This window comes from Microbacterium maritypicum, from assembly GCF_041529975.1.
GTDB lineage: Bacteria > Actinomycetota > Actinomycetes > Actinomycetales > Microbacteriaceae > Microbacterium.
Window position 1 is genome coordinate 2,728,694 of sequence record NZ_CP168030.1, and the last position, 23,423, is coordinate 2,752,116.

19 protein-coding genes are annotated in these 23,423 nt (G+C 67.6%); 5 read left to right on the top strand and 14 right to left on the bottom strand.

Annotation, left to right across the window (positions count from 1 at the left end; translation table 11 throughout):
- The first annotated feature begins 23 nt into the window (after positions 1-23).
- On the top strand, positions 24-1,868 hold the full coding sequence (locus ACCO44_RS13270; protein WP_372466875.1) for a DEAD/DEAH box helicase: 1,845 nt from the start codon (positions 24-26) through the stop codon (positions 1,866-1,868).
- A 23-nt stretch (positions 1,869-1,891) separates the two neighbouring features.
- Here ACCO44_RS13270 and ACCO44_RS13275 read toward each other — a convergent pair whose 3' ends face one another.
- From ACCO44_RS13275 to ACCO44_RS13290, 4 genes are read right to left on the bottom strand one after another with little or no spacing between them, the layout of a single operon-like run.
- The gene (locus ACCO44_RS13275; RefSeq protein WP_105709879.1) at positions 1,892-2,359 is read right to left on the bottom strand and encodes a hypothetical protein; all 468 of its coding nucleotides are present in this window, start codon (positions 2,357-2,359) and stop codon (positions 1,892-1,894) included.
- Positions 2,356-4,689, bottom strand: coding sequence for an NAD-dependent DNA ligase LigA (gene ligA, locus ACCO44_RS13280; protein WP_029263467.1), 2,334 nt, complete (start codon positions 4,687-4,689; stop codon positions 2,356-2,358). Before ligA ends, ACCO44_RS13275 begins: the two co-directional genes overlap by 4 nt.
- A 38-nt stretch (positions 4,690-4,727) precedes the next feature.
- The gene (mnmA, locus tag ACCO44_RS13285; protein ID WP_105709877.1) at positions 4,728-5,825 is read right to left on the bottom strand and encodes a tRNA 2-thiouridine(34) synthase MnmA; all 1,098 of its coding nucleotides are present in this window, start codon (positions 5,823-5,825) and stop codon (positions 4,728-4,730) included.
- 9 nt (positions 5,826-5,834) lie between these two features.
- Complete coding sequence (locus tag ACCO44_RS13290) at positions 5,835-7,010, bottom strand: cysteine desulfurase family protein (RefSeq protein WP_372466878.1); 1,176 nt, start codon at positions 7,008-7,010, stop codon at positions 5,835-5,837.
- Between the two features lie 100 nt (positions 7,011-7,110).
- Here ACCO44_RS13290 and glgX point away from each other — a divergent pair, with 100 nt between their 5' ends.
- The 3 genes from glgX to glgB all read left to right on the top strand — a co-directional run bounded on the left by glgX (position 7,111) and on the right by glgB (position 13,522).
- Positions 7,111-9,183 (top strand): glycogen debranching protein GlgX, encoded by a 2,073-nt coding sequence (glgX, locus tag ACCO44_RS13295; RefSeq protein ID WP_372466879.1) that lies wholly within the window; start codon positions 7,111-7,113, stop codon positions 9,181-9,183.
- Between the two features lie 65 nt (positions 9,184-9,248).
- Positions 9,249-11,321 (top strand): maltotransferase domain-containing protein, encoded by a 2,073-nt coding sequence (locus tag ACCO44_RS13300; RefSeq protein WP_372466881.1) that lies wholly within the window; start codon positions 9,249-9,251, stop codon positions 11,319-11,321.
- Complete coding sequence (gene glgB / locus ACCO44_RS13305; protein ID WP_372466884.1) at positions 11,318-13,522, top strand: 1,4-alpha-glucan branching protein GlgB; 2,205 nt, start codon at positions 11,318-11,320, stop codon at positions 13,520-13,522. The genes ACCO44_RS13300 and glgB overlap by 4 nt, the downstream gene beginning before the upstream one ends.
- A gap of 28 nt (positions 13,523-13,550) precedes the next feature.
- Here glgB and ACCO44_RS13310 read toward each other — a convergent pair whose 3' ends face one another.
- Together ACCO44_RS13310 and ACCO44_RS13315 are read right to left on the bottom strand one after the other, a co-directional pair.
- Positions 13,551-14,474 (bottom strand): tetratricopeptide repeat protein, encoded by a 924-nt coding sequence (locus ACCO44_RS13310; RefSeq protein WP_372466886.1) that lies wholly within the window; start codon positions 14,472-14,474, stop codon positions 13,551-13,553.
- Positions 14,471-16,393: a glycosyl transferase gene (locus tag ACCO44_RS13315; RefSeq protein ID WP_372466888.1), complete on the bottom strand. Its 1,923-nt coding sequence runs from the start codon at positions 16,391-16,393 to the stop codon at positions 14,471-14,473. The genes ACCO44_RS13310 and ACCO44_RS13315 overlap by 4 nt, the downstream gene beginning before the upstream one ends.
- Positions 16,394-16,573: 180 nt before the next feature.
- Here ACCO44_RS13315 and ACCO44_RS13320 point away from each other — a divergent pair, with 180 nt between their 5' ends.
- On the top strand, positions 16,574-17,635 hold the full coding sequence (locus tag ACCO44_RS13320; protein ID WP_029263475.1) for an AI-2E family transporter: 1,062 nt from the start codon (positions 16,574-16,576) through the stop codon (positions 17,633-17,635).
- A 22-nt stretch (positions 17,636-17,657) separates the two neighbouring features.
- Here the strand turns inward: ACCO44_RS13320 and ACCO44_RS13325 are convergent, their stop codons facing one another.
- From ACCO44_RS13325 to tsf, 8 genes are all read right to left on the bottom strand, one after another.
- Positions 17,658-18,374, bottom strand: coding sequence for an alpha/beta hydrolase (locus ACCO44_RS13325; RefSeq protein ID WP_372466890.1), 717 nt, complete (start codon positions 18,372-18,374; stop codon positions 17,658-17,660).
- A 2-nt stretch (positions 18,375-18,376) separates the two neighbouring features.
- Positions 18,377-18,664, bottom strand: a complete 288-nt coding sequence (locus ACCO44_RS13330; RefSeq protein WP_105709870.1) for a hypothetical protein — start codon at positions 18,662-18,664, stop codon at positions 18,377-18,379.
- 9 nt (positions 18,665-18,673) lie between these two features.
- Positions 18,674-19,366 carry a transglycosylase SLT domain-containing protein gene (locus ACCO44_RS13335; RefSeq protein ID WP_231481753.1) on the bottom strand — a complete coding sequence of 231 codons (693 nt, stop codon included), beginning with the start codon at positions 19,364-19,366 and terminating at the stop codon, positions 18,674-18,676.
- A gap of 47 nt (positions 19,367-19,413) precedes the next feature.
- On the bottom strand, positions 19,414-19,992 hold the full coding sequence (locus ACCO44_RS13340; protein WP_029263478.1) for a DivIVA domain-containing protein: 579 nt from the start codon (positions 19,990-19,992) through the stop codon (positions 19,414-19,416).
- Positions 19,992-21,137: a phosphatidate cytidylyltransferase gene (locus ACCO44_RS13345; RefSeq protein ID WP_029263479.1), complete on the bottom strand. Its 1,146-nt coding sequence runs from the start codon at positions 21,135-21,137 to the stop codon at positions 19,992-19,994. Before ACCO44_RS13345 ends, ACCO44_RS13340 begins: the two co-directional genes overlap by 1 nt.
- A gap of 5 nt (positions 21,138-21,142) precedes the next feature.
- Positions 21,143-21,697 (bottom strand): ribosome recycling factor, encoded by a 555-nt coding sequence (frr, locus tag ACCO44_RS13350; RefSeq protein ID WP_029263480.1) that lies wholly within the window; start codon positions 21,695-21,697, stop codon positions 21,143-21,145.
- 68 nt (positions 21,698-21,765) lie between these two features.
- Entirely contained in the window at positions 21,766-22,482 is a 717-nt protein-coding gene (pyrH, locus tag ACCO44_RS13355; RefSeq protein ID WP_105709869.1) for a UMP kinase, read from the bottom strand.
- Between the two features lie 91 nt (positions 22,483-22,573).
- Entirely contained in the window at positions 22,574-23,401 is an 828-nt protein-coding gene (tsf, locus tag ACCO44_RS13360) for a translation elongation factor Ts (protein WP_372466893.1), read from the bottom strand.
- Positions 23,402-23,423: the final 22 nt, after the last annotated feature.

Here is a 23,423-nt window from a genome sequence, read left to right on the forward strand (position 1 = left end):
CCGCAGCGCGCTACCCTTGGGAAGTGACCCCTGAAGATGCAGTGCTGACCGACGCCCCCGAGGACTCCCCCGCGACCCCCGGATTCGAGGAGCTCGGCATCACCGGGCCCGTCCTCAAAGCCATCAAGGACCTCGGCTACGAGACCCCGTCGCCCATCCAGGCGGCGACCATTCCGACGCTTCTCGCCGGCCGCGACGTCGTCGGCCAGGCACAGACCGGAACGGGTAAGACCGCCGCTTTCGCGCTTCCCGTCCTCGAACGCCTCGATGTCTCCCAGAAGATCCCGCAGGCGCTCGTGCTCGCTCCCACCCGTGAGCTCGCACTCCAGGTGTGCGAGGCATTCGAGTCCTATGCCTCGAAGATGAAGGGCGTACACGTCCTCCCCGTCTACGGCGGACAGGGCTACGGCGTGCAGCTGTCCGCGCTGCGACGCGGCGTCCACGTCATCGTCGGTACGCCCGGCCGAATCATGGACCACCTCGCCAAGGGCACACTCGACCTGTCCGAGTTGAAGTATCTGGTGCTCGATGAGGCCGATGAGATGCTGAAGATGGGCTTCGCGGAAGACGTCGAGCAGATCCTCGCGCAGACCCCGGAGGACAAGCAGGTCGCGCTGTTCTCGGCCACGATGCCGCCGCAGATCCGTCGACTCGCGCAGAAGTACCTGCGTGAGCCGGAAGAGATCAGCATCAAGTCCAAGACCGCCACCGGCACGAACATCACGCAGCGCTACCTCGTCGTGTCGTATGCGCAGAAGGTCGATGCGCTCACCCGCATCCTCGAGGTCGAGAACTTCGACGGGATGATCGTCTTCGTGCGCACCAAGAACGAGACCGAGACGCTGGCCGAGAAGCTGCGGGCCCGGGGATACTCCGCAGCCGCGATCAACGGCGACGTGCCCCAGGTGCAGCGCGAGCGTAGTGTCAACCAGCTCAAGGACGGCAAACTCGACATCCTCGTCGCGACCGACGTGGCCGCTCGCGGTCTCGACGTCGAGCGCATCAGCCACGTCGTCAACTTCGACATCCCCACCGACACCGAGTCGTACGTGCACCGCATCGGTCGCACGGGTCGTGCGGGACGATCGGGCGATGCGATCAGCTTCATCACCCCGCGCGAGCGCTACCTCCTGAAGCACATCGAGAAGGCCACCCGTCAGCAGCCCGCTCAGATGCAGCTGCCTAGCACGGAGGACGTGAACACCACGCGTCTGAACCGCTTCGACGACGCGATCACCACCGCACTGTCGGAGACCGGCCGCATCGACGCTTTCCGCGACATCGTCGCCCACTACGTCCGCCACCACGACGTCCCCGAGGCCGACGTGGCAGCAGCTCTCGCCGTGGTCGCTCAGGGCGACAAGCCGCTGCTCCTGGACCCGGCCAACGATCCGCTGACGAAGGCTGTCGAAGCAGATAATCGCCCTCCGCGCGAGCGCACGGGACGGGACGCGCGTGAGTCCCGCGAACCGCGTGAGCGTCGAGGTCGCGGCGACTACACGGCATACCGCATCGAGGTCGGTCGCCGTCATCGGGTCGAACCGCGCCAGATCGTCGGTGCCCTCGCGAACGAAGGCGGCCTCGGCCGTGACGACTTCGGCGCGATCAACATCCGTCCCGACTTCTCGGTCGTCGAGCTTCCGGCGAACATGAGTCCGACCGTCCTGGAGAAGCTTCGCGACACCCGCATCTCCGGTCGGTTGATCGAGATCAAGCCCGACCGCGGCCCCGCCGGCGCGCGCCGCAGCGGCCCGCGTGAGGGTGGACGCGACGCGGGAGACCGGTTCGAGCGTCGTGACCGCGACGAGCGACCGGCTCGCGACAGCCGCGACGAGAAGCCGTTCCGCAAGCCCCGTCACAAGAGCTGACGCCGCATCGCGCGCGGTTCGGACTATCCCGTTCCGCGCGCGAGTTGCGCCGCGACGTCGATCAGCGGCTCGGGGTGCGCCAACAACGCCCGCTGTTCGGGGTGTGCGATGAGGTGCGCGATCAATCGATGTGCGCCCGCCACCGTCGGCTGCCAGTAGCCACCGACGTGATGGCGGCTCAGCGGCAGCGTCGTGCTCTCACCATCAACAGTGAGCGTCACCGCTCCATCATCGGGCTCGATGCCGGGGTCGCTCAGCATCGCCGCCGTCAGTGCGCCGAGCAGTACCGTGCCGAAGAACCCGGGCAGCCGGAACCGCGTCGTCGGCACATCGAGAGCGATCCCCTCCACGCGGTCCCACGGCACGATCCCTTGACCTTCGGCACCTCGGCGGATGATCACCGCCTGCGGAGTGAGACGAAGATGGTGTCGCCCGGGGTCTCCGAGCGCCAGAGCATTCGGAACGACGATCAGAGGCCCGTAACGCTTCACGACCCGTCGCTCGCGGGCGGGAGCGCGGCCGGCCCCTCTGTCACGAGGATGTGGAACTGTGCCGCGTCGAGGATCCGGATTCCGAGGTCCTCGGCCTTGGCGAGTTTCGATCCCGCGCCGGGACCCGCCGCTACGAAATCCGTTTTCTTCGACACGCTCGACGCAGCCTTACCGCCCGCGTTGATGATCGCCTCCTGCGCGCCGTCGCGGGTGTAGCCGTCGAGGGAGCCGGTGGCCACCACCGTGAGACCTTCGAGCACTCCACCCGCCGCAACCGCCGCACCCGGCCCGGGGTGGCCAGGCGTCGACCACTGCACGCCCGCATCGGCCCACTGCTGCACGATCTCTTGATGCCAGTCGACCTCGAACCATGCGAGCAGGGAATCGGCGATGATGCCCCCCACGCCCTCGACGGCGGCAAGCTCGTCTCGCGTAGCCGCACGGATCGCATCGAGAGAGCCGAACCACTGCGCCAGAGCCCGGGCGGCGACGGGGCCGACGTGGCGGATGTTGAGCGACACAAGCAGTCGCCACAGCTCCTTGGTCTTCGCCTTCTCGAGCTCGGCGAGCAGGGTGAGCGCCTGCGACGACGGCTGCGGCCCCTCGAGACCCGACTTCTTCTCGGCCGCGGTGGGGTTGCGTCGGAAAGGAGCGCGCGTCTTGACGATCCCGTCCTCGTCCTCCTTCGGGAGTCCGGTCTCGGAATCTCGCACGAACAGTTCGATGGGTACGAGCTCCTCGAGGGTGAGGGCGAACAGCCCGGCCTCGGTCTCGAGCGGGGGCACAGCCGGTGAGGTCGGTTGGGTGAGCGCCGCAGCGGTCACCTCGCCGAGCGCTTCCACATCGAGGGCGCCGCGGGATCCGATGTGCTCGACGCGGCCACGGACCTGAGCGGGACACGAACGCGCGTTCGGGCACCGGAGGTCGATGTCGCCTTCCTTCATCGCGCGTAACGGTGTACCGCATTCCGGGCACTCGACCGGCATGACGAACTCCCGCTCGCTGCCGTCGCGCTTCTCGACCACGGGACCGAGAACCTCGGGGATCACGTCGCCGGCCTTGCGCAGAACGACGGTGTCGCCGATCAGCACGCCCTTGGCCTTGACGACATCCTTGTTGTGCAGCGTGGCCTGGCGGACGACGGAACCGGCGACGTGCGCGGGCGCCATGACGGCGAACGGCGTGGCGCGCCCCGTGCGTCCCACCGATACGACGATGTCGAGGAGCTTGGTCTGGACCTCTTCGGGCGGGTACTTGTAGGCGATGGCCCAGCGGGGCGCTCGGCTCGTCGCGCCGAGTTCGTCGTGCAGCTCGAGCTCGTCGACTTTGACCACGATGCCGTCGAGCTCGTGCTCGATGTCATGACGGTGCTCGCCGAAGTACTCGACGAAGGACACCACCTCGTCGATCGTGTGGCACACCTTCGTGTGCGGGCTCGTGGGCAGACCCCATTCGGCGAGCAGGTCGTACACCTCGCTCTGCGCGGCGACGGGAGGGTTCGTCCACGCGCCGATGCCGTGCACGTAGAGCGCGAGCGACTCGATGCGCAGGAGTCCGGCCTCGAGTTCGAGGCCGTTCTTCTTGTCGATCTGCTGGCGGAGCCCGCCGCTGGCGGCATTGCGCGGATTGGCGAACGACGGGAAGCGTCGGGCGGCCGCCGTCTGCGCCTTCTCCTCGTCGAACGCCTTCTTCGCGCCTCCCCTGGCTTCCCAGCGCGCGAGAGCATCGGCGTACGCGCGGTCCCGGAAGTCGGCCTGCGCAGCGTTGAGACGCTCGAACGCTGCGACAGGGATGAATACCTCGCCACGCACTTCGACGATCGGGGGATGACCCTCCCCGCTCAGCCGTTGCGGGATCTCTGGCAGACGGAGGGCGTTCTCCGTCACGATCTCGCCGACGCGGCCGTCGCCCCGAGTGGCGGCAGAGGTGAGGACGCCGTTCTCGTACCGGAGGTTGATCGCGAGCCCGTCGATCTTCAGCTCGGTGAGCCACGCGACCTCACGCCCGGCGGCGGCCCTGGTCTTCGCCGCCCACTCCCGCAGCTCGTCGACGGAGAAGACGTTGTCGAGGCTGAGCATGCGCTCGGCGTGCTCGATCGTCGCAAGCCCCGTTGCCTCGGCCGCCCCGACCATCTGGGTGGGCGAATCCTGACCCTGCAGCTCGGGGTGCAGCCGCTCCAGTTCCTCGAGCCGATGCATCCATCCGTCGTAGGTGAAGTCATCCACGACCGATGTGTCACGGCCGTAATAGGCCTCCTTCGCGTCGAGGATGCGAGCGGTCAGCTCCTCGGCTTCGGTTCGGGCGTCTTCCAGCGAGATGTTCTCCGGCACCCCGCCAGTCTACGAGCGGGCACCGACACCGATGGGGTCTACGCGCCGACAGGCACCGCCGACACCGTGGTGTCGATCGTGAACTGCCCGAGCACCCGGGTGCCGACGTAGAGCACGGCGGTCTGCCCAGGCGCGACCCCGTCGAGCGGGACCTCCGGCGTCACCCGGACCCCGTCGTCCGAGACCACGGCACGTGCGGCGACCGGCTCGGAGTGCGCGCGGATCTGCACGTGACACTCGAACGAGGACTCCGTCGGCGCGGCCCCGGCCCAGCTGAACCGCTCCCCTGCGATCTCCGCGATCGCGAGAGCCTCCTTGGGTCCGACCACGACGGTGTTCGACACCGGTCGGACTTCGAGCACGAAGCGAGGCTTGCCGTCCGCCGCGGGCACACCGAGCTTGAGGCCGCGGCGCTGTCCCACCGTGAAGGCATGCGCCCCCTCGTGCGAGCCGACGACCTCCCCGCTGCGATCCACGATCTCGCCCGTGGCGGTTCCGACCTTCTCAGCGAGCCATCCTCGGGTGTCCCCGTCGGGGATGAAGCAGATGTCGTGGCTGTCCGGCTTCTGGGCGACGGTCAGGCCGCGTGCGGCCGCCTCGGCACGAACGATCGCCTTCGAGGGGGTCGTTCCGAGCGGGAAGTACGTGTGTGCGAGCTGCTCAGCGTTCAGCACACCCAGGACGTACGACTGGTCCTTGGCGTTGTCCGACGCCCGGTGCAGCTCCAGTCCGTCGGCACCGTCGACGAGCGTGGCATAGTGCCCGGTGCACACGGCGTCGAAGCCGAGCTCGATCGCGCGCTCCAGGAGGGCCGCGAACTTGATCTTCTCGTTGCAGCGCATGCAGGGGTTGGGCGTTCGTCCTGCCTGGTACTCGGAGATGAAGTCCTCGATGACATCGTCGCGGAAACGCTCGGAGAAGTCCCACACGTAGAACGGGATGCCGAGCAGGTCGGCGGCGCGGCGGGCATCGAGCGCATCCTCGATCGTGCAGCACCCGCGACTACCCGTGCGGAGCGTTCCACCGGCTCTGGAGAGCGCCAGGTGCACACCGACCACGTCGTGCCCCGCCTCCACGGCTCTTGCTGCCGCGACGGCGGAGTCGACGCCGCCGCTCATCGCCGCAAGGATCCGCATGGGAACAGTCTACGAGCGTGCGCCTGTGCCGGCGCCGGAAGCTCGCGCATAGGCGTCGCCGATCGCGGCGAGCACCGCTTCGACATCGGCGTCCGTCGACGTCCGACCCAGCGAGAATCGCAGCACGCTGCGCGCATCCCGCTCGCTCCGCCCCATCGCCATCACGACGTGCGACGGCTCGGCGACGCCTGCCTGGCACGCCGATCCGGTCGACGCCGCCACCCCGGCGACGTCGAGGAGGAACAACAGGCTCTCCCCCACCGCACCGGGGAACAGCACCTGCGCGTTGCCCGGCAGCCGGTCCGTCGGATCGCCCAGGAGCTCGGCTGCCGGCACTGCGGAACGTAGGCCCGAGACGAGACGGTCGCGCAGCACACGCAATCGCGCGGCCTCCTCCGTCCGCTCGGACTCGGCGAGCTCGAGTGCAGTGGCGAACGCCGCAGCCCCGGCGACGTCCTGGGTTCCGGCCCGGAGGCCTCGTTGCTGCGCGCCGCCGCGCAGGACGGCCGTCATTCGAGCGGTGCGAGCTGTGACGAGCACCCCGACGCCGACGGGAGCCGCGATCTTGTGCCCGGCGAGACTCATGGCCACGAGCCCCACTCCTCCGGCGGAATCTCCACGCAGATCACGGAACGACAGCGGTACATGTCCGAGCGCGGCGACGGCGTCGAGGTGGAGCGCCACACCCGCCGTCGCGGCGGCGGCGGCAAGCGCCGCCGCGTCGTTGATCGTGCCCGCCTCATTGTTCGCGACGAGCGCGGTGGCGAGCGCGGCGCCCGGAAGCCGGAGAGCGAACTGCTCGGGATCGATCCGCGCCTGGGCGGTCACCGGCACCCGGCGCAGCTCGGCGCCGTCTTCCACGAGCGCGGCCACGGTATCCATCGTGGCGTGGTGCTCGGCTTCGGGCATCACGATCGCCGTCGTGCCGTCGGGGCGGGCCCGCCACAGCCCCTGCAACGCCAGATTGATCGACTCGGTGCCACCCGAGGTGAACACGATCTCGATCGGGTCGGCATCGAGCACCGCGGCGACCCGCTCGCGGTATTCCTCGAGCAGTCGGCGGGCATCCTGGCCGGCGCCGTGCGTGGAGGAGGCGTTGCCGACGGTCTCCGTGGCGGCAAGCCAGGCGTCACGCGCTTCGGGGCGCAGAGGCGTGGTCGCCGCATGATCGAGATAGTGCCGCATCCTTCGATTCTCTCGCGAAACCCGCCCTGCCGGGTCTCCGTCCGTGGAACCCGGTACGCCCTGACATGAGACTGCAACACATCGCGCCTAGTGTGTACTCATGCCCGCGTTCCGAGACCTGACCGTGCCCGGCGGCACCACCCTCGACAACCTCGGCGTCCGTCTGCACGACGGCGTCGGCACCCTGCGCGTCTGGTCGCAGAACGCCTCGTCCATCGAGCTGGTCGTGTTCGACTCCACCGACCTGGACTGGGCGACCGACGAGGTTCCGCTCGAACGGCTGGCAGGAGGCGTCTGGGAGATCACCACGGAGCTCCTTCAGCCCGGCGTCCGCTACGCCGTCCGCGTCGGCGGGCCCCACGGCCCGGGAAACACCTTCAACCCGGAGACGCTGTTGCTGGACCCGTATGCACGGGGCCTGGCCCAGGGCGACGGCTACGAGGAGTGGCGTTCGGTCGTCATCGTCGACGGCTTCGACTGGGGCGATTCCCAGAAGCCTCGTATCCCGCTCGACCGCACGGTGATCTACGAGGGGCATCTCAAGGGACTCACCAAGCGTCACCCCGATGTGCCGCCCGCCCTGCACGGCACCTATGCGGGCCTCGCCCATCCCGCGATGATCGAGTACTTCCACTCGCTGGGCATCACCTCCATCGAGCTCCTCCCCGTGCACGCCTTCGTGCCGGAGCCGCGCCTGCTCGAACGCGGACTCACCAACTACTGGGGCTACAACACCCTGAATTTCTTCACCCCGCACACCGCCTACGCGACCGAGGACGCGCGCAAAGAAGGACCGGAGGCCGTCCTCGCCGAGTTCAAGGGGATGGTGCGGCTGCTGCACGAGGCCGGCCTCGAAGTGATCCTCGACGTCGTGTACAACCACACCTCCGAAGAGGGCATCGGCGGTCCCCGCTCGAGCCTGCGCGGCATCGACAACGCCCACTACTACCGCCAGGACGAGTCCGGCGTCTACGTCGACACCACCGGGTGCGGCAACACGCTGAACACGGCGACCGATGCCGGGGCCAGACTCGTCCTCGACTCCCTCCGCTATTGGGCTCAGGAGATGCAGATCGACGGCTTCCGCTTCGACCTCGCCACCGCGATCGCCCGCGACGGGGCACACACCTACACGCCGGAGCATCCGCTCCTGCAGGCCATCGCGGATGACCCGATCCTCGCCGACACCAAGCTCATCGCCGAGCCGTGGGACGTCGGTCTCGGCGGGTGGCAGACGGGGAACTTCCCGTCGGGATGGCACGAGTGGAACGACCGCTATCGCGACCGCGTACGCAACTTCTGGCTCAGCGACATCGACTATGCACGACGTGCGTCCGCCCCGGTGGGCGTCGGTGGGTTCGCGACCCGACTCGCCGGATCCTCCAACACGTTCAGCGAAGACCGGGGGCCGCTCGCCAGCGTGAACTTCGTCACGGCACACGACGGCTTCACCCTGCACGATCTCGTCTCGTACGACGTCAAGCACAATGAAGCGAACGGTGAGCAGAACCGCGACGGTGCCGACATGAACCGCGCCTTCAACCACGGTGTCGAGGGGCCTACGGATGACCCGACGATCCTCGCCGCGCGGCGCAAAGCGATGCGCAACCTTCTCGGGACGCTGCTCCTCTCGGCCGGCATCCCGATGCTCACGGCGGGCGACGAGGTCGGACGCACCCAGCGCGGCAACAACAACGCCTATGCTCAGGACTCCGCTCTCACCTGGCTCGCCTGGGATTTCGAGCCCTGGCAGGAGGACCTCCGCGCCCATGTCTCACGCCTGATCCGGTTGCGGCAGGAGAACCCGGCATTGCGCCCCGGCCGCTACGCGCGACTCGGCGAGCACATCCCGAATGCCTCGGTCATGGACTGGTTCGACCAGAACGGCGAGACGATGGAGCAGGGCCAGTGGGCCGACCCCGGCAACCGGACCCTCCAGTACGTCGCCGCCTCCACCCCCGATACCGAGGCCTACAACCGCATCCTGCTCATCGTGCACGGGACGGAGTCACCCATCGACGTGCGCCTCCCCGACGAGATCGAGGGCGCGACCCGCTTCGTGTCGCTGTGGTCGAGCGCTCAGGAGCGGCCTTCCGACGAGCAGGAGATCTTCGCGCCCGGCGATGTGCTTCCCGTCTCCGGTACATCGATGAGGCTGTTCCGCGTCGAATGAACCCGGCTCCCGACGCACCACGCGGCGCGCTACCCGCGACCACGACGGCGCGGTACATTCGGGATGTGGCTGCACGTGCTGGTACTCGGTCCTCGGCTCTTCGGAGCCCCGCTCAGATCCCGACGCGCGCCTTCGGCGACGCGGATGTCCCGGGCTCGCTTCGCTCCACTCGCATCCCGCTGCTCGATCCGACACCTGCAGTGCCCGGCGGCTTCGCGCCGAAGGCCTTCGTGGGCGAGGTCGTCCCGTTCACCGTGGTCTCGTTCCGCGAGGGCCACGACATCATCGGTGTGCAGGTGCGCCTCACGTCGCCCACGGGCGAGGAGAGCCTGCACCGGCTGACCGCCCGGAGCGACGGCACGGACCGGTGGGCGGCGGAGATCGCGCTCGACGAGCAGGGTGCATGGCGCTATCGGTTCGAAGCGTTCTCCGACGACTTCGCAACCTGGGCCCACGCCGCGGAGCTGAAGGTCGCAGCCGGTGTCGACGTGCCGGTGATGGCCGCGCTCGGCGCAGAGCTGCTCGCGCGGGCCGCCGCTGAGAAGGACCGCCCCGCCGCCCAGCGGAAACGTCTGCTCGCGGACGCCGAGTCGCTGCGGACCGGGGATGGCGAAACGGCACTCGCGCTCTCCACCGATTCCGGACTGGCTGATGTCTTCCTGGCCCGCCCTCTGACGACCCTGCGTTCCGCCACCGAGCGACAGACGCTCAACGTGGACCGTGCCGCGGCGGGCGTCGGTGCGTGGTACGAGTTCTTCCCGCGATCGGAGGGCGCGAAGCGGCTCAAGGACGGGACCGTGAAGAGCGGGACGTTCCGCACGGCAGCCAAACGCTTGCCGGAGGTCGCCGCGATGGGTTTCGACGTGGTCTATCTGGTTCCGATCCATCCGATCGGTACCACCAACCGCAAGGGGCGCAACAACACACTCACAGCGGAGCGGGGTGATCCCGGATCCCCATATGCGATTGGCTCCGCCGAGGGCGGTCACGACGCGATCCACCCGGACCTGGGATCGCCGGCCGACTTCCGCGCCTTCGTTCGCGCGGCGCACGGAGCCGGCCTCGAAGTCGCACTCGACCTCGCACTCCAGGCCGCCCCGGACCACCCCTGGGTGCGCGAGCACCCCGAGTGGTTCACGACCCTCCCCGACGGCAGCATCGCGTACGCCGAGAACCCGCCGAAGAAGTACCAGGACATCTACCCGCTCAACTTCGACAACGACCCCGATGGCATCGCGGCCGAGATGTTGCGGATCGTGAAGCACTGGGTGGCCCAGGGGGTGAAGATCTTCCGGGTCGACAACCCCCACACCAAGCCGCTGCAGTTCTGGGAGTGGCTGATCCGCGAGATCGGCGCCGTCGATCCGGACGTGATCTTCCTCGCGGAGGCCTTCACCCGCCCCGCCGTCATGCGTGCCCTGGCCGCCGTCGGTTTCCAGCAGAGCTACAGCTACTTCACGTGGCGGAATACCAAGAGCGAACTGGAGGAATTCCTCACCTCCGTGTCGCAGGAGACTTCCGACTACATGCGGCCCAACCTCTTCGTGAACACCCATGACATCCTGACCGAGTACCTGCAGTTCGGCGGTCGCGCGGCGTACCGTATCCGTGCCTGCATCGCCGCCACCGCAGGGCCCGTTTACGGGGTGTACGCCGGCTACGAGCTCTTCGAGAACGTGGCGAGGCCCGGGTCGGAAGAGAACATCGACAACGAGAAGTACGAGTTCAAGTTCCGCGACTGGTCGGGCGCAGAGGCCCGCGGCGAATCGCTCGCTCCTCTGCTCCGGCGCCTCAACGAGATCCGCGCAGCTCACCCCGCACTCGGCCAGCTCAGGAACTTCCGGGCGCACTGGAGCGACGACGATGCCGTCCTCGTGTACAGCAAGCACCTGCCGGCGCCGTTCACCGGTACCGGACGTCCCGATACCGTCATCGTGGTGGCGAACGTCGACCCGCACTCCGTGCGCGAGACGACCGTGCACCTCGACAGCACGCAATGGGGCATCCCGCTCGGCGATCCGTTCGAGGTCGAAGACCTGCTCACCGGCGCCGTCTGGACGTGGAACGATCACAACTATGTGCGGCTCGACGCCTTCGCCGAGCCGGTGCACATCCTGAAGGTGAGGGAGCGAGCATGAGCTACACAGAAGATGTCGCCGCATCCACCGAGTGGGAGGCCGTCTCCTCGGCCACGCACCACGATCCGCACGCCATCCTCGGCGCGCACCCCCACAAAGACGCCGCAGACCGCACGGTCACCGTGATCCGCGTCCGACGCCCGCTGGCCGCCGGCGTGTCCGCGGTGTTCGGCGACGGCAGCCGGCTCGAGCTCTCCCACGTGGCGCATGGCATCTGGGAGGCGCAGCACGTCGGTCCCCCGCTCCCATACCGGCTCGCCACGCGGTACGCGGATCACGAGGAGACGCTCTCCGGGGATCCGTATCGACACCGTCCGACTCTCGGAGACCTCGACCTCCATCTGATCGCCGAGGGACGGCACGAACGCCTCTGGGAGGCGCTGGGTGCCCACCCCCGGACGCTGGACGGCGAGCAGGGCGTCGCGTTCGCCGTCTGGGCGCCCAACGCCTCGGCAGTGCGCGTCGTCGGCGATCACAACGACTGGAACGGCGATGCGCACGCGATGCGCTCGATGGGCGTGAGCGGAGTCTGGGAGCTCTTCATCCCCGATCTCCCCGTTTGCACGCGGTACAAGTATCAGATCCGCACCCGCGACGGAGCCTGGATACTGAAAGCCGACCCGATGGCGCTCGCGGCCGAGGTACCGCCGAACACAGCATCCGTCGTGACCGCGTCGTCCTACGAGTGGGCGGACGGCGCGTGGATGACCCGGCGTGCCGCGACCCACGCCGTCGCGCAGCCGCTGTCGGTCTACGAGATCCACGTCGGCTCCTGGCGTGAGGGCCTCGGGTACCGGGACATCGCCGAGCCGCTGATCCAGCACGTGACGGATACAGGATTCACGCACGTCGAGTTCATGCCGTTGGCGGAGCACCCCTTCGGGGGCTCCTGGGGCTACCAGGTCAGCGGCTATTACGCGCCCACGAGCCGTTTCGGCACCCCGGACGACCTGAGATACCTGATCGATCGGCTGCACCAGGCCGGCATCGGCGTGATCATGGACTGGGTTCCCGGGCACTTCCCGAAAGACGCCTTCGCCCTCGCGCGCTTCGACGGCCAGCCCCTGTACGAACACCCCGATCCTCGCCGCGGCGAGCACCAGGACTGGGGCACGCTCATCTTCGACTACGGCCGACCGGAGGTGCGCGGCTTCCTCGTAGCCAACGCGCTGTACTGGTTCAGGGAGTTCCACGTCGACGGGCTGCGGGTCGATGCCGTCGCCTCGATGCTCTACCTCGACTACTCCCGCGAAGCCGGCGAATGGGAACCGAACATCCACGGTGGCCGGGAGAATCTCGAGGCGATCCGGTTCCTGCAGGAGGTGAACGCCACGGCCTACCGACTGCACCCGGGGATCATGATGATCGCCGAGGAGTCGACCAGCTTCCCGGGCGTCACCGCACCCACCGACCACGCCGGCCTGGGGTTCGGGTTCAAATGGAACATGGGCTGGATGAACGACTCTCTCCAGTACATCTCGCGCGACCCCATGTACCGCGCGCATCACGAAGGCGAGATGACCTTCTCCTTCGTGTATGCATTCGGGGAGAACTACCTGCTGCCGATCAGCCACGACGAAGTCGTGCACGGAAAGGGCAGCCTGATGGCGAAGATGCCCGGTGACCACTGGCACAAGCTCGCGAACGTCCGCGCGTACCTCGCCTACATGTGGGGGCATCCCGGGAAGAAGCTCCTGTTCATGGGCCAGGAGTTCGGTCAGCTCGCCGAGTGGTCCGAAGGGCGTGAGCTGGATTGGTGGCTCCTCGACCAGCCGTCGCACGCGCAGCTGCAGGGCTTCGTCGGCGCGATGAACCGTGCGTACAGATCCCAGTCCCCGCTGTGGGCACGGGACAACGACGGATCATCGTTCCAGCGCCTCGGCGCACCCAGCTGGGACCCGACCGTGATCGCCTTCGAGCGGCGGGATGCCCACGGCGGACGTCTCGTCGTCGTGAGCAACTTCGCCGGGGTGGAGCGCGCGGGATATCGACTCGCACTCCCGCAGGACGGCGTCTGGCAGGAGGTTCTCAACACCGACGCCGCCGATTACGGCGGACGAGGGTCCGGAAACCTGGGCATGGTCTTCGCCACCGGTGAGGACGGAAGCGCCCCCACGGCGACGATGACCCTTCCTGCGCTGTCGACGCTGTGGCTGCGGCACCAGTCGGACCCACACGTGCCTACCGTGAGCCACGGATGACGGGGGCGCGCGCCGGATCCTCCGACGGCTAGAACAACAGCGAAGAAAGCCGGTTCCGGGCGGCTACCACTCGCGGGTCGCCCGTCCCGATGAGGCCGAACAGCTCGATCAGCCGCTCCCGCACCGGGGTGCGCTGATCGGACGGCAGCTGGGCGAACAGGTCGAGCAGTCGCGAGAAAGCGTCGTCGACGTGACCGCCGGCCAGATCGAGGTCTGCCACGTCGAACTGCGCCTGGACGTCGAGCGGTCCCTCGGCAGCCGCCGCACGCGCTGCCTGCAGGTCGAGCCCCTGCACGCGGTCGAGCAGACGCACCTGGCCGAGACCAGCGATCGCCTCCTCATCACGAGGGTTCTCGGCGAGGGCCTTCTCGTAGGCGCGGATCGCTGCGGCGTAGTCGCCCGCCTCGATCGCGGCGAACGCCTCGGCGTGCAGGGGGGGAAGCTCCGGCTCCTCCGGCGTCGACGGCGCCTCGGCATCGGCGTCGACCGCAAGCGATCCGGTGACACCGTTCTGCGCTGCCACCTGCAGCAGCTGCGCGAAGACATCGCGCACCTGCTGCTCCGGCACCGCTCCGGTGAACATCGGCACGGGCTGACCGGCGATCAACGCGACGACCATCGGGATCGACTGCGCGCGGAAGCTCTGCGCGAGCTGCGGGTTCGCATCGACGTCGACCTTGGCGAGCAGCACGCGGCCGCCGAGTTCACGCGTCACCTTCTCGATGATCGGACTCAGCTGTTTGCACGGCCCGCACCACTCGGCCCACAGATCCACGACGACGGGAACCGTGCGCGAGAGTTCGAGGATCTGCCCGAATGTCTCATCGGTCGCATCGACGACGACATCGACCACGCCGGGGGCTGGAGCCCCCTCGGGCGGAGCCGCCGGTCGGTTGCGGAGGGTCGACAGGTCCACCGCGCCACGCAGCGCGGTCGGAGAGATTTCACTCACTTGATCACCTTCACGGAAAGGAGGTCCTGGTGGACTGCCAGGAGCCTGATCTGCTCCGTCGATCCCTGAGCGGGGACCGAGAAGAACAGCTGGAACTCGTACGTCGTCTCGACGCCCTTCGCGGATTCCGTCGCGCCCGTCAGGGCCTTGGCCTCTGCGTTGTCGCCGAACCGGATCACCACGTCGGAAGACGTCGGCGTCACCGTCTCGGTATCGGTCAGAGAAACCGCGACGATCGCACCACTGTCGAGCGTGGTCATCGAGATGGGCTCATCCGTCGTCGGCGCCATGTCGAATGCCGCCTTGGACGTCTTGGCGGCACCCTTGTCGGCGAGCCCCTTGACCACGGCCTGCCGGCTGTCGGTGATCGACGTCGCGAGATTCAACGCGAGGTCATCGAACAGGCCGTAGAACTCGCTCTTCTCCCCCGAGTCGACGACGTCGGCGAACGCCGGGGCGAGTTCCGCGGGCGGGAGCGTGAGGAACGCGGAGTCCGACGGGACGAGCGACGTGCCGAGCCAGCTGGCCGCGACATCGGGGAAAACCGCATCCGCGGACATCTCGGCCATATTGCTGACCTTGTAGTTCGACCACGGGTCTGACTGCGTCATCATGAACACAACGGGCGGCTCGGTGTCGTCGCCCTTGCTCTTCGCGAGCATGAGCACGGTGCGCGGCCACACATCGGTCGCCTCAGGAAGCACGACCTCGACATCATCCGTCGGGATCGCCGCAGGAACAGCCATGTCCGTGAGCTTGGTCCGCAGCGCGTACTCGGTCGTGCGGGCGGCGAGAGCCGGTCCGTCCAGACGCGTGGCGGCCAGGTCGAGATCGAGTGCGGCGTCTGCCTCCACCACCGTGTCGGATACCGACTTCAGGATGCGCTTGGCCTGCGCCTCGGTCACGGCGGGGGGCTTCTGATTCTCCGGCGCGATGACGGTCGGGCTGGGCGAGGGTGACGCAGAAGCATCGCCGAACTGCGGCCAGGAATCGGCGGAACACCCGGCAGCGAGAAGGGCAGTGAGCCCGAGGGCCGGGATCGCCAGCAGCCGGCGACGACGAGCGGGGCTCTTCGCGCGCATCGACGTCTTCGAGTCGTTCTCCTTGGGGTCCACGATCTCCCCATCTTCGATCTCGGTGTCCGGGGTATCTGCGGAGGGCGCCGGGTCGGCGGAGGCCGGTGTATCCGTTGAACCTTCGATCGCTGCGCGCTCTTCCGGGGGAAGCACCGCGACGTCGATCGGCTCGGTCACAGGAAGGGGGCCGGGGCCCTTGCGGCGCGGACCCCGTCCACGACGCTGGTGGCGGATTCCGAGGACGTACAGGACGAGTCCGATCAGCAGGACGATGCCGCCGGCGACCATGAGGGGCCCTGCGAGGGGGGTCGAGGTGTCGAGCGGCCAGGAGACGACGATGTCGTCGGGAGCATCCTCCGTGCCGTCGTACGCGACCAGCATGCTCGTTCCCTCGGGGAGTTGCATGTTGTCGGCGACGAGCGTGTTCTCCTTCTCGAAGGAGTCGAGCCACAGGTCGGAGCCACGGGGATCACGGCCAGTGTCGGCTTCGCCCTCTTCGCCCTCTTCGCCACCGGCCGACGCGTCCGGCGACACGTGCTCGACGGCGAAGCTGCTGTCGTCGTCCACCGTGACGTGGTTGTAGTCGGAGTCTGCGAGCCAGGCTTCCATGTCGGCTGTCCTGCCGTAGCTGCCGAAGATGTCACCCTGACCGCGCACGATCAAGGTCTGCACTCCGGGGTTCGTCCGGAGCACGTCCCCGTCCAGCAGGACGAACGGTGCAGGCTCATCGATCTTGACTTGCGTCTGCTGCGAGTCGGGGCCCACGAAGGTGCGCTGGGCGATCCCCGCCCCGATCAGCACGGCGGCAAGCACGAAGGCCACCACGGCCCATACGAAACGCACGAATAGTCTCCTCACGCATCACCGGCACCTGCCCGCGACGCAACACTCGACATTTCAGACTAGCGAAATCAGCTGTGTGTTGCCCACGTACACATGCAGTGCCGGCTGGACCGGCACGTCGCGCGCCACGTGGCTCGGCGTCTGGATACCCTTGCTGCAGTCGTTTCGAGGAGTCGTCGCATGAAGATCCACAATCCGTTCCGCACCGCCCTCGTGGCGACGCTCGGCGTGGGACTGGGGATCCTCCTGATCAACAGCGTGGAGACACTTTCGAGCGTCCTGCTCTACGTCGGCACAGCGCTCTTCCTCAGCCTGGGCCTCGATCCGCTCGTCTCCTTCCTGGAACGTCGTAGGCTCCCCCGCTGGCTCGCCGTGCTGGTGACGATCCTCGCGGTCCTCGCGATCTTCAGCGGGATCGTGCTGATCATCCTCCCCGTACTCGTGGATCAGATCTCCCAGCTGATCGCGCAGATCACGGCCATCGTTTCGCGAGGGAACATGATCCCCGATCTCAAGGAGTGGATGCAGGACACCTTCCCGAATCTGCAGGTCGATGTCGTCTTCACGTACGTCACCGACTGGCTGACGACGAACCTCGCCGAGATCGGCGGATCCATCGGTCAGGGCGTCCTCGTCGCCAGCGGCGCCGTCGTCAGCGGACTGTTCGGCGCGTTCATCATCCTCATCCTGACGATCTACCTCACCGCCTCGACGCCATCGCTCAAGCGCGCCGTGTACCAGCTCGCCCCGTCGTCGAAGCGCGACCGCTTCATCGACCTGTCGGAGCAGATCACCGACTCCGTGGGGTACTACGTCATGGGGCAGGTGACACAGGGCGTGATCAACGGCGTCCTCAGCGCGATCTACCTCTCGATCATCGATGCGCCGTTCCCGGCGGTCCTCGCGATCATCGCCTTCTTCTTCTCACTGATCCCGCTCGTCGGGACCCTGACCGGCTCCACGATCATCGTCCTCGTGTGCCTCATCCCGGGTCTCGGGTCTCCAGGGATCGCGATCGCCGCGGCGATCTACTACCTCGTCTACATGCAGATCGAGGCGTACGTGATCTCTCCGCGCATCATGAGCCGCGCGGTCGCCGTCCCCGGAGCAGTCGTCGTCGTGGCGGCGCTCGCGGGCGGTAGCCTGCTCGGCCTGCTGGGGGCACTCATCGCGATCCCCGTTGCTGCGAGCATCCTGATCATCTACCGGCAGGTTCTCATCCCGCGGATGAACGAACTCTGAGGCACCGGAGCCTCGGGCTCGATCAGTCCGTCGGCGGCCACTGAGTGGCCAGGGGAAGAGCCGACGGGTTCACTGCCGCCACGATCTCCGTGAGCACGCGCCGCGTCTGGGTCTCGCCGACCCACAGGTGCTTACCGCCCTCGACCGCGATCAACTGGGCATGCGGAATCGAGGCGAAGCGTTCGCGAGCCTCATCCGGGCGCAGGTAGTCGTCCAGCTCCGGCACCAACACGACGAGCGGGACTTCGCTGTCGGCCCAGGCCGCGACCTCCGATTCCGTGGCGCGATGCAACGGCGGAGACAAGAGGATCACGCCGGCGATGTCGTGGTCGCGCCCGTACTTGAGCGCCAGTTCGGTGCCGAAAGACCACCCGAGGAGCCATGGACGCGGAAGCGCCCGTGCGTGGACGAAGTTCATTGCCGCCGCCACATCGAACTGCTCCGCCGCGCCCCCGTCGAACGCACCGTCGCTCGTGCCGCGCGGCGACGTGGTCCCCCGCGTGTTGAACCTCAGGACTGCCAGGTCAGCCAGCGCAGGAAGCCTCGCTGCGGCTTTGCGGATGATGTGGGAGTCCATGAATCCGCCCGCTGTCGGCAGGGGATGAAGCGTCACGAGCGTCGCCACGGGCGGAGCATCCTGCGGGATGGCCAGTTCGCCGACCAGTGTGAGACCGTCCGCGGTGGTCAGCTCGACATCCTCGCGCTGCGCGGGGAGCTCCAGCGGCCCTCGAATCTCCATGTTCACGCCATCCTCCAACAGTGTGTATGCCAGTGCCGACGCGCGGCGAGATCCGCCGCATCGCCTAAGACGCCGTCGGCACGCCAGGCGACCAGGTGCGCGGTTCCCGCGACGATCGGCCGCGCACACCCCGGGCAGACGTATTCCTTCTGTGCCTGAGCGGATGACACCGGCTGCACGGTCCACTCGCTGCCCCGGCGGGTCTCCGAGCGCTTCCATCCGGCGAGCATCCGATCGAAGGAGTCGTCCGGTTCAGGGCGCGCAGGAGAGCGCCGGCGTGAGCGAGGCATCGCTCCTGTTCACCACCAGTGGTTGTTGGTCCAGAAGCTGTACGCCCCGGCCCAGCTGCCGTACCGCCCCGTGGCGTAGCCGGTGGCCCAACGCAGGTTGTCCACGGGATCGTAGCCGTTGCCGGGAACCTTGCTGCACGGAAGCGCCTGGACCAGCCCGCACGCACCCGAAGACGAGTTCGTGGCGTTCGGGTTCCAACCGCTCTCGCGAGACACGATGTAGTCGACGTACTGCCAATCGCTCTGCGCGATGCCGGCGGCGGCCATCCAGTCGGCGGGCGCTCCACCTCCCGAGTAAGGAGGCAGGGTGCCACCGGAGGACCCGCCCTGCGAACCTGTTGCGGCAGTCGCTGCCGGCTTGGGCTTGGGCTTCGGTTTCGGCTTCACGTACACCTCGAACGTGCCGCGTTCGACCGGCGTGATCGCTGCACCGCTGACCGTGACCGTGAGATTCTGCGTGTCGGCGAGAGCGAGCGAATAGGCCGAGTCCGGAGCATCGGACTGCACGGGCTCCGCCAACGCGACGCCGGTCGGTGCCACGAGTGCTCCCGCGAATCCGACCACAGCGAGAGCGCTGAACACGCTCACGACACCGCGACGGCGAGACCATCGGCGAGTGCCCGTGCGCGCGGATCTGACCGTCGCTGCGGGCACCAGCGAAAGGTCGCGTCGTTCGGGGTTCATGTCGTTTCGGGAGTTCACGATGAAGGACAGTCTACGCAAAGGCGCCTGAGTCGACCATCAGGAACTCAGCGAACGGCGAGAATCACGTCGATCGTGGCGTCGAGGAGTGCGTCGACCTGCTCTTCACGGTAGCCGCCACGCTGCATGCGAAACGCGGCAGAACGCAGCTGCTCGGCGGAGAGCGGGTCTCCGTCGCGGAGGTAGCGGACGATTCTTGTCGAGACATGATCGACCTCGTCGACGCGATAGCCGAACGTGAGGACACCGGTGCGGGCGAAGCGTCGGCGGCGAGGCCGGGCCAGGTGATCCAGGATCGTCTGCGCGTCTGCTCTCGCCTGTTCGACCCAGACCTCGGCGCCCTGCGCTCGCACCACACGCTCCCGCTCGCGCGCGGCGAAAGCGTCTTCCACGCGACCGAGAGCCGCATCGACGTCGGCCACCACGTAGCCGCCCTTGACGAGCGGAAAGGATGCCGCGCGCACATCGTCGGCGCCCAGGTCGTCGGTACCGGTCTCGAACGCTCGTCGCGCAGACGCGAGAAAGGTGTCGACAGCGGCACGGTGGTATCCACGCTCGCGCCCGGACGTCAGCGCGAACGCCGGCGAGGCATCGGCAGCTCGCTCGGCGACCTGGTCTTCGTTCATCACAGCACCACCCAGGGAGAGAGGAGGAAGTAGAGGCAGAGCGCCGGGATCGTCGAGGGCAGGATGCTGTCGAGCCGATCAAGAAGACCGCCGTGCCCGGGAAGCCAAGAACTCATGTCCTTGATGCCGAGATCGCGCTTGAGCATGGATTCCCCGAGATCGCCCAGCGTCGCCGACAGCAGGATCGACGCGCCGAAGATCAGGCCCGCCCACCAGGGCAGTTCGAGAAGGAAGATGGCGAGCAGCACGCCGGCAACCAGGGAAGCGAGGACAGCGCCGCCGAATCCCTCCCAGGTCTTCTTGGGGCTGATCTTCGGGGCCATCGGGTGGCGTCCGAAAGCGAGACCCGCCGCGTACGCCCCCGTGTCAGCGGCGACCGCGACGGCGATGAAGCTGAGCACCCACCACTGGCCACCCTCCTGTTCGAGGAGGATGAGAGCGACGCCGGCGAGGAACGGGACGTAGACCTGGACGAAACCGCCGATGACCGCATCCGCGAGGACGTCACCGTAGGTACGGCCGTCTTTCACCATCATCTGGGCGATGAGTCGCCACACGATCACGAACGCGACCGCCACGAAGAGCATGACCCAGGACAGCCACGGCTCTGCGAAGTACGCGGAGAGCACCAGGAAGGCGCCCGCGACCAGCTGGGGAACGACATCGACCCGGCGGCCGGAGGCCCGCAGAGCCCGAGAGAGTTCGTACACCCCCAGCAGTGCCGCGGCCAGAGCGAACGGCACGAACAGCGCTTTGACGAAGAGCAGCGATCCGAGCAGCGCCGCACCGAACGCGAGACCGATCAGAATCGCCAGAACGAGGTCCCGCCCCGTGCGCTGTTTTATCCGTTCATTCGCCTGATCGATCTGATCGCGTGCATGGGAGACATGGTTCTCGAGTTCGTCCCGCGCGGCCCGCCACTGCTCCCGGATCGCATTGTGGTCGGCTGTGTCGAGCGGCCCGGCCACGACGGGCGCCGCACCGGCGGATGACGCCGGCAGCGGTGGACGAGGCGGAATGGTCTCCGCATCGAACGTCGGGAAGGCGGCGTCCGCGAGCGGGACGCCGTCGAGCGGCGTGCCATCACGCGCGTCTCTACGCGTCGGCGGCATGCCCTCCTCGGCGTCTCGCGTTTCGTCAGACATCCGGACTACACCTCGAGGAGTTCGGCCTCTTTGCGCTTCAGCGCGTCGTCGATGAGGTCGACGTGCTGGCGCGTCAGGCCGTCCAGCTCCTTCTCGCCCCGAGCGATCTCATCCTCACCGAGCTCGCTCTTGAGCGCGTCGAGCTCGTCCTTCGCCTTGCGACGGATGCCACGGACATGGACCTTCGCGTCTTCAGCCTTGGTCTTGACGAGCTTGACGTACTCCTTGCGACGCTCAGCCGTGAGCTCGGGCATCGTCACGCGCACGAGGTTGCCGTCGTTCGTGGGGTTGACTCCGAGGTTCGGCATGTCGCGGATCGCCTGCTCGATCGCCTTCAGCGCCGACTTATCGTACGGCGTGATGATGAGCGTTCGGGCTTCCTGGTTCGCCAGCGATGCGAGCTGGGCGATCGGGGTCGGCGTGCCGTAGTAGTCCACGAGGACCTTCTGGAACATCTGCGGGTTCGCACGACCGGTGCGCACCGTGGAGAAGTCCTCCTTGGCAGCTTCGACCGCCCGGTTCATACGAGTGGTGGTTTCAGCGAGGACGTCCGCGATCACGGTGGCTCCTATCGTCGGGGTGTTCTGCAAATTCTATCGGGCGAAGTCGTCTCCGCCGTGTCACACGCTCAGGCGGTGACGAGGGTTCCGATCGGCTCGCCGAGCAACGCGCGGGTCACGTTGCCTGCGGGCTCCATGCCGAACACGCGCATGTCCATGCTGTTGTCCATACACAGGCTGAAGGCGGTCGAGTCGACGACCTTGAGGCCACGCTGCAGCGCATCACGATACGTGACGCGCTCGATGCGCTCCGCGTCGGCGTGCTTGTTCGGGTCGGCGGTGTAGATCGCGTCGACGCCGTTCTTGGCGACGAGGACCTCGTCCGCGCCGATCTCGAGCGCGCGCTGCGCTGCGACGGTGTCGGTGGAGAAGTACGGGAGGCCTGCGCCGGCACCGAAGATGACGACGCGGCCTTTCTCGAGGTGACGCTCGGCGCGACGCGGGATGTACGGCTCGGCGACCTGAGTCATCGAGATGGCCGACTGCACGCGGGTGGCGGCTCCGGCCTGCTCGAGGAAGTCCTGGAGGGCGAGGGCGTTCATGACCGTACCCAGCATGCCCATGTAGTCGGCGCGCCCCCTGTCCATGCCGCGCTGGCTGAGCTCGGCACCGCGGAAGAAGTTGCCTCCACCGACGACGATCGCCACCTCGACCCGGTCGACGGCCGCGGCGATGTCGCGGGCGATCTGCGAGACCACATCGGGGCTGACACCCAGCTGCCCCGCTCCGAAAGCCTCGCCGGAGAGCTTGAGAAGGACGCGTCGGCGTCCGGTGCGTTCATTCATGGGTGGGTGTCCTCTCGTCCCGATTCAAGATAGTGCCTCGTGGGCATGAAGAAGGGGTTCGGATCATGCGATCCGAACCCCTTCGACCTTGCTACGCGCCGACCTTGAAGCGCGCGAAGTCCGTCACGGTGATACCGGCGTCCTTCGCCACCTGGGCGACAGAGAGCTTGTTGTCCTTGGCGTAGTCCTGCTCGAGCAGGGCGACCTGCTTGATGAACGCAGACACGCGGCCTTCGACGATCTTCGGGAGAGCCGCTTCCGGCTTGCCCTCGTTGCGAGAGATCTCGGTGACGATCTCGCGCTCCTTCTCGACCGCGTCCGCCGGCACGTCCTCGCGGGACAGGTACGACGGGTTCGCGAAGGAGATGTGCTGGGCGATGCTGCGCGCGGTCTCGGCATCCTCACCCGAGTAGGCGACGACGACACCGATCTGCGGGGGCAGGTCCTTGCTCGTGCGGTGGAGGTAGACCTCGACCTTGTCGCCCGAGATCGTGCGCACGCGGCGCAGTTCGACCTTCTCGCCGATGATCGCGGCCTCTTCGGAGATGACCTGCTCGACGCTCTTGTCGCCGGCGGAGGCGGCGAGGGCGTCGTCGACCGAGTCGGCCTTGACCGCTGCTGCGGCGTCGGCGACCTTGTCGGCCAGCGCGATGAAGCGCTCGTTCTTCGCGACGAAGTCGGTCTCGCAGGCGAGCTCGATGAGCGTCACAGCGCCATCCTGCTCGCGAGCGACGATCAGTCCCTCGCTGGTCGAACGGTCAGCGCGCTTCGCGTTGCCCTTCGCACCCTTGAGACGCAGGATCTCGGTGGCCTTCGCGACGTCTCCGTCAGCCTCCTCGAGCGCCTTCTTGGTGTCGACCATTCCGGTGCCGAGCTGCTCACGCAGCGCCTTGAGGTCAGCGATGGTGAAGTTGGCCATGTGTGGTGGCTCCTTGCTTCGT

What these genes read in the sequence shown, in the direction of transcription:
- mnmA (WP_105709877.1), bottom strand. Translation starts at nt 5,825, where the DNA reads ATGCGGATCCTTGCGGCGATGAGCGGCGGCGTCGACTCCGCCGTCGCG.
- ACCO44_RS13290 (WP_372466878.1), bottom strand. Translation starts at nt 7,010, where the DNA reads ATGCGGCACTATCTCGATCATGCGGCGACCACGCCTCTGCGCCCCGAA.
- glgX (WP_372466879.1), top strand. Translation starts at nt 7,111, where the DNA reads ATGCCCGCGTTCCGAGACCTGACCGTGCCCGGCGGCACCACCCTCGAC.
- glgB (WP_372466884.1), top strand. Translation starts at nt 11,318, where the DNA reads ATGAGCTACACAGAAGATGTCGCCGCATCCACCGAGTGGGAGGCCGTC.
- ACCO44_RS13320 (WP_029263475.1), top strand. Translation starts at nt 16,574, where the DNA reads ATGAAGATCCACAATCCGTTCCGCACCGCCCTCGTGGCGACGCTCGGC.
- ACCO44_RS13325 (WP_372466890.1), bottom strand. Translation starts at nt 18,374, where the DNA reads ATGGAGATTCGAGGGCCGCTGGAGCTCCCCGCGCAGCGCGAGGATGTC.
- ACCO44_RS13330 (WP_105709870.1), bottom strand. Translation starts at nt 18,664, where the DNA reads ATGCCTCGCTCACGCCGGCGCTCTCCTGCGCGCCCTGAACCGGACGAC.
- ACCO44_RS13340 (WP_029263478.1), bottom strand. Translation starts at nt 19,992, where the DNA reads ATGAACGAAGACCAGGTCGCCGAGCGAGCTGCCGATGCCTCGCCGGCG.
- ACCO44_RS13345 (WP_029263479.1), bottom strand. Translation starts at nt 21,137, where the DNA reads ATGTCTGACGAAACGCGAGACGCCGAGGAGGGCATGCCGCCGACGCGT.
- pyrH (WP_105709869.1), bottom strand. Translation starts at nt 22,482, where the DNA reads ATGAATGAACGCACCGGACGCCGACGCGTCCTTCTCAAGCTCTCCGGC.
- tsf (WP_372466893.1), bottom strand. Translation starts at nt 23,401, where the DNA reads ATGGCCAACTTCACCATCGCTGACCTCAAGGCGCTGCGTGAGCAGCTC.